This window comes from uncultured Olsenella sp. (assembly GCF_959602185.1).
Lineage (GTDB): Bacteria > Actinomycetota > Coriobacteriia > Coriobacteriales > Atopobiaceae > Olsenella_I > Olsenella_I phocaeensis.
In genome coordinates, this window is the sequence record NZ_CAUGRZ010000014.1 from 37,127 (window position 1) to 43,961 (window position 6,835).

The 6,835-nt window shown below is 61.8% G+C and carries 1 protein-coding gene and 2 rRNA genes; all 3 read right to left on the minus strand.

Annotation, left to right across the window (positions count from 1 at the left end):
• Positions 1-46: 46 nt before the first annotated feature.
• A complete protein-coding gene (locus tag Q5923_RS09150; protein ID WP_303133600.1) occupies positions 47-2,890 on the minus strand; it encodes a hypothetical protein in 2,844 nt (947 codons plus the stop codon).
• Positions 2,891-3,382: 492 nt separating this feature from the next.
• Positions 3,383-3,498, minus strand: a 5S ribosomal RNA gene (gene rrf, locus Q5923_RS09155).
• 110 nt (positions 3,499-3,608) lie between these two features.
• Positions 3,609-6,542, minus strand: a 23S ribosomal RNA gene (locus Q5923_RS09160).
• Positions 6,543-6,835 lie beyond the last annotated feature (293 nt).

Consider the following 6,835-nt stretch of genomic DNA (forward strand, 5'->3'; position numbering starts at 1 on the left):
CAAAACGGCACCGCACTGACAGTACAACCGCAAGGCGTCGCAACTCTCATTTGTCAGGCTGGCGGTCCCCTTCTGTCTCGTCGTCGCCCCGCGATTCGAGCGCCTCGCGGAAGATCCTGTCAAACGTCGATGCGGCTTCGGCCGCTGCCCCTCCCCTGCGGCCAGAGCGGGCGTACTCGTCCCACATCTCCCGAATCTCCTCGAAGCGACCCATCATCGCCAGCGCCTTGACAAGGGCCTCCGTGGCGTCCTCGCTGCGCCCGCCCTCCTGGATTGCCGACCTGGCAAAGAGGGAGGACATGTAGGGCCTCCCCTCCCTGAGCGCCGCGGAGGCGGCGCTCACCATGGCGTCGCTATACGTCCTCCGCAGCTTTCTGGCCTGCCGCCCGTATGCCCCGGTGACGTCAGGCACCGCCCCGACGACCGCCCCGCCCCCGTAGAGCCTGCGCGCCCGCGCCGCGTGGGCCAGGAGGAAGCGATCGCTGCCCTCCTGTTCGAATACGCCGTCGAGCTCCGCCCTCAACTCGTCTATGTCAACCGAGACGAGCTCCTCGTTGAGCTCCAGGCTCCCGTTCGTCCTATTGCTGACGAGAGGGTCCATCCCATCGTGCCGACCGCCCAGGATCGACCTGAGCGTAGACACGCACTCGTAGAGCTTTTGCATGCCACGAACGTAATCCCGGTCTCCCCAAATCGCCTCGAGGGCCTCGTGCTTTCGAAGCCTATGGCCCCTTGCCATGGCGAGGAGACAGAGGAGCTCACCCGCATGCCTCCTGCCCAGCCGGGAGATGGGCACGGCAATCCCGTCCACGCTCACGTTGAGCCCGCCCAGCAGCGTCACGCTCGCCCTGCGCGCGGGAGGTCGATAGAACCCCGCGGCGTCGAGGGCGATCTCCCCTTCCAGATTATCGCCCCCGCATCGCTCGTCCATGCAAACGGGAGGGGTTGGAATGGCCTCGAGTGCGCGACTCCAGCTGTCGGGAAGGCTCAGGCGCAGGGCCGCGGAAGCAGGGCCACAGCGCGTCGCGACCAAGCCTAACGCCCACAACAGCTCGCGCGGGAAGCTCTTTGACGAGAGGCCGCGCATGCTCCCGACGCGCACGCGCTCGCCATGACTCGCCTTCACCAGCATCACCCCAAGCTGGTCAAGCGGCGTCAGGTCCACGATCTTTCGCTGGACTGGCGGCTTTTCGCCCATCGCTATGCGCGCGGCGAGCAGAACCAACCGGGCTGCCGAGGCGAGGTATTTCGAATTCGCGGCATCAGCAAGCTCGATTGCGCGCGTGGCGCGCACGTGCGCCCTCGAGCAAGAGTCGGCCCCCAGGTCTCCCACGGCGCCAGAGACGAGCAACGCTGCCTCAACGAGCAGGTCCCCGTACTCTCCAGCCCGGGCGATGGCGAGCTCGAGCCCCTCTATGGACTCCCTCCTGCCCATGAGGATGCTGGCGGAGGACTCCAGCGCCTTGCGATAGATCGACAGCCTCTTAGGCGAGCAGCGCTCGATGACCTCCCGGGCCACAACGAGCTCCCCTTCCTCCTCTGCGGTGGCGGCCTCGCCCATGAGACATCTTAGAAATGAGAAGTCGAGGCACGCCAGGGCGGACGGCAAATCCTTCGGGCTTCTTCTCCTTGGCTCGTCGAGCAGCAGCGCGAATGCAGAGGTCAGCTTTCCTCCTGCGCAAAGTCCGAGCACCGTCGCATGGAGGCGCAGGAGGTGTGACCACTCGTCATCGTCCGCGCTTTTCGCACAGAGAGGGCGTGACACCCTGCCAGAGAGCACGTCCCTAACGTTTCCCAGCAAGCTCACGTACCTTGTCGCGGGACCATACCCCTGCGCCAGCTCGGTACGCGCGTAGCCCATCGCGAGTCTTCCCCGCGCATACTCCGACGTGGTGCCCGATAGCTCCAGCATTGCCTGACGAGTCACCACTGCGGGCATGCAAAGGTCCTGCCCTATGGGAGTGCCGGCATTTTGAAGGCCCTCGCATTCGGCCAAGCGGCCCGACAGGATATACCCCACTCCATACGACGCCGCCAGGGCAAGGGCATCCTCGTCCACGCAGAGCCGAGCGAGCATGGCGGAGCGCACGTATTCACCTCTGCGCGCAAGCAATTCCGCACAGCTCTTACAGAGTTCGGACGCAATGGCTCCATACTCCCCTAGCACGGAAGCAAGCCCAGGGAAAATCTCCTGGTCATCCGCTCCAACAACAGAGAATCCGTCGGCCACAAAGTCGATTCCCAGCGCAGGAGCGCACTCATGCATCCAAAGGAGGGTCTCGCCATCAGGTCGCAGCCCCAGTTCACCAAGGTCGTCAAAGCTGCCTCTACCAAGGAGGATCATCGCAAGACGAAGCATAAGATCCTCGTCGGACAGGCTCGATCGTAAGTGCGAGATGATCAGGCGCTTGAGCGCGTCAAGATATCTAACGGATGAGAATCGCCCCTCCAGCAGACCTCCAGACACAAGAGCGGCACAAAGGGAGGGCACACCATGCGACAGGTGCAACGCCTGGTCCTCGTCGGGGAATTCGCTAAAGTCGCGGATGCAAAGATCCTGGCCAGTGAACCTGATGGCGTCATCCAAGCTCTCGAACAAGACCGCCGAATCAGGACTGATGGTCATCGCCACCAGCGCTCCGGCACCTAGCATCTTGCGTATGGCACGGAGCTCGCGACCCACGTCCGACTCGTCTCCGGGAGGCACGCCCTCAAGGAGCACGGCCACTCGTTTGCCGGCCCTGCGGGAGGCAACGACCTCGCGGGCAATGCGAACGATTCTCCCCGGCGCCGAACTGGCGTCCTCTGGCACGAAAAGCGAGTATTTGACGCAAGAGCCCGCGCGGGTCTCAATGGACAGAATTGACTTGAGAAGTCTCGTCTTTCCCATTCCGCACTCAGAACAAAACACGACGCAACGAGCCTCGTCGTCACTGCGTCGTCTGCATGAGCGCAGTAAGTCCTTACGCAGAAAGGAATCCCAAATCGCATCCTGAGAAGAACTGGCTGGCAGCATCTTGTCATTCACCACGAACTCACTCCCTAGGAACACGGTACAGCGAATTTTGCACACCTTCTATATATGGCTTATTAGCAGGAAAAATAAAAGGCAGAGTGCGTGTCGCATGGCAAACGGTAGGTTTATGATTGATTTATTTAAGATGCATAATGCAATTTCAAATTATTTTAAACATTCAAGCTATTAAGCATGAAGCCTACGCGACGTTTAGCATAATTAGGCGAACGGCAGATATGCCAAAAAAATGGTTGATAAAGGTGCCAGAGTCGCAAAACACTGCCTCCCCGCGCGGGCCGGGGCCCCGGAAACGCGAGGAGGGGGAGGCCCCCCGGGACCTCCCCCTCCTGTCGAATGCCCGTCGCTGGTCGGCGGCGTCCTGCTCTCCCACGGGCTTGCCCCGCAGTACCATCGGCGCTCGGGGGCTTAACTTCCGGGTTCGGAATGGGACCGGGTGTGCCTCCCCTGCCATGGCCGCCGACCAGCGTCGGGCGTTCGATCCCCGGGACGGCCGAGCCGTGCCCTGGGGGCCGCACAGCGCGCCAAGACGCCTCCCTCACCATGAAGTCCGCACCGATCCGGCCCATGTGGGGAAAAGAAGAGCTCGGCCGATTAGTACCGCTCGCCTGAGCGCCTCGCGGCGCTTGCAGCTGCGGCCTATCAACCTCGTGGTCTACGAGGGGCCTTACCGAAAGGAGAACTCATCTCGGGACTGGCTTCCCGCTTAGATGCTTTCAGCGGTTATCCAGACCGGACTCAGCTACCGGGCAGTGCCATTGGTTGACAACCCGTTCACCGGAGGTCCGTCCACCCCGGTCCTCTCGTACTAGGGGCAGCCTCCCTCAGTTCTCCTACGCCCACGGAGGATAGGGACCGAACTGTCTCACGACGTTCTGAACCCAGCTCGCGTACCGCTTTAAACGGCGAACAGCCGTACCCTTGGGACCTGCTCCAGCCCCAGGATGCGATGAGCCGACATCGAGGTGCCAAACCTTGCCGTCGATGTGGACTCTTGGGCAAGATCAGCCTGTTATCCCCGGAGTACCTTTTATCCGTTGAGCGACGGCCATTCCACTCTGAGCCGCCGGATCACTAGAACCTGGTTTCCCACCTGCTCGGCTTGTGGGCCTCGCAGTCAAGCCTGCTTATGCTCTTGCACTCAAGGGGGTGGTTGCCGACCACCCTGAGCAGACCTTACGTGCGCCTCCGTTACGTTTTAGGAGGCGACCGCCCCAGTCAAACTACCCACCTGACACGGTCCCCCTCCCGGATCACGGCGAGGGGTTAGGATGCCAGAACGTCGAGGGTGGTATTCCAAGGGCGACTCCCCCGGGACTGGCGTCCCGGGTTCAAAGTCTCCCACCTATCCTCTACACGACGAACCGGCAGCCAATGTCAAGCTGCAGTAAAGGTTCACGGGGTCTTTCCGTCCTTCCGCGGGTAAGTCGCATCTTCACGACTAGTGCAATTTCACCGGGTCCATGGTTGAGACAGCGCCCAAATCGTTACGCCTTTCGTGCAGGTCGGAACTTACCCGACAAGGAATTTCGCTACCTTAGGACCGTTATAGTTACGGCCGCCGTTTACCGGGGCTTGGATTCGCCGCTTCGCTCGCGCTGACGGCTCCTCGTGACCTTCCGGCACCGGGCAGGCGTCAGACCCTATACGTCGTCTTACGACTTCAGCAGAGTCCTGTGTTTTTGATAAACAGTCGTTTGGGCCTCTTCACTGTGGCCGCCTCCGGCTCGGGGAGCAAGTCCCTCCACCGGCGGCGGCACCCCTTCTCCCGAAGTTACGGGGCGGTTTTGCCGAGTTCCTTAACCATGGTTCTCCCGATCGCCTTGGTATGTTCTACCCACCCACCTGTGTCGGTTTGCGGTACGGGCTCCTGGCGGCTCCCTAGGGGTTTTTCTCGGAAGCATGGGCTCACTCACTTCGCCTCGAGGCTTCGTCCCGCACCTCGGCCCTCGCGGGGGGCGCGTTTCACAACCCCCCGGCCTACGTGCGATCACGGGGACGTCCAGAACCCCGCTGAGCTACCCTTCTTCGTCACCCCGTCGGTGATAGCGCCGCGTCGGAGGTGCAGGAATGTCGACCTGCTGTGCATCGGCTACGCCTTCCGGCCTCGCCTTAGCTCCCGACTGACCCTGGGAGGATTAGCCTTGCCCAGGAAACCTTGGGTTTACGGCGGGGGCGTTTTCCACGCCCCTCTCGTTACTCATGCCAGCATTCTCACTTCCGGCCGGTCCACCGCGGGTCGTCCCGCGGCTTCGCCCCAGACGGAAAGCTCCCCTACCACCGATTGAATCGGTCCGCCGCTTCGGTACCATGCTTAGCCCCGTATATTGTCGGCGCATGTCCACTCGACCAGTGAGCTATTACGCACTCTTTAAATGAATGGCTGCTTCTAAGCCAACATCCTGGTTGTCTGAGCAAACGCACATCCTTTGCCACTCAGCATGGATTTCGGGACCTTAGCGGGCGGTCTGGGCTGTTTCCCTTTCGAACACACAGCTTAGCCCACATGTTCTGACTCCCGGACTCTGGACCTGCGGCATTCGGAGTTTGGTTGGTCTTGGTAGGCGGTGAGGCCCCCGCAACCATCCAGTGCTCTACCTCCGCAGGTAAACGTCCGAGGCTAGCCCTAAAGCTATTTCGGGGAGAACGAGATATCTCCAGGTTTGATAGGCCTTTCACTCCTATCCACGGGTCATCCCCCCAGTTTTCAACCTAGGTGGGTTCGGCCCTCCACGGGGTCTTACCCCCGCTTCAGCCTGCCCATGGATAGCTCACCTGGCTTCGCGTCTACGGCGCGCGACTGAACGCCCTGTTCAGACTCGCTCTCGCTGCGGCTCGCTTCCTAGCTTAACCTCGCCGCACGCCGTAACTCGCTGGCTCATTCTACAAAAGGCACGCCGTCACACCCCGAGGGGTGCTCCGACTGCTTGTAGGCACACGGTTTCAGGTACTATTTCACTCCCCTCCCGGGGTGCTTTTCACCTTTCCCTCACGGTACTCGTCCACTATCGGTCACAGGAGAGTATTTAGGCTTGGAGGGTGGTCCCCCCTGCTTCCCACCGGGTTTCACGTGTCCGGCAGTACTCAGGATCCACTCGGCAGCCGCGGCGGGTTCGCGTACGGGGCTCTAACCCTGTTCCGCCGGCCTTCCCAGGCCGTTCCGCTCCCGCGGCGGTTTCTTACTGCGCTGTGAGTGGCCCTACAACCCCGGCGGCGCTTGCGCGGCCGCCGGTTTGGCCTATGTCCCCGTTCGCTCGCCACTACTGGGGGAATCTCGTTTGATTTCTCTTCCTCCGGGTACTTAGATGTTTCAGTTCCCCGGGTTGCCTCCGCCGCGCCTATGTGTTCAGCGCGGGGCGCTGGGGTATGGCCCCCAGCGGGTTCGCCCATTCGGAGATCCACGGGTCGAGCGGGTATGTGCCCCTAACCGTGGCTTATCGCAGCTTGTCGCGTCCTTCGTCGGCTTCCTGTGCCAAGGCATCCACCGTGTGCCCTTACCATCTTCTCTTCGAGATGGTCCGGTGCAAACATACACTCGCCGGCGCAGGCGCCGGCGCGATCAGATGCGTCCTTCTTGATGAAGAAGAATCTAAATTAGTCTTGGTCACGCTATGCGGCTCTCAAGGTACGGCGAGGGCGAGCCCTCGAGACCGGACACTGCGCGCCCCGGGGGGCGCGGCGAAAGGCATGAGCGGGACTGGCGGGTCCGTCCGTCTGTGTGAGGTATGTCTCTCTGTGGAGGTCGTTCTCCCTAGAAAGGAGGTGATCCAGCCGCACCTTCCGGTACGGCTACCTTGTTAC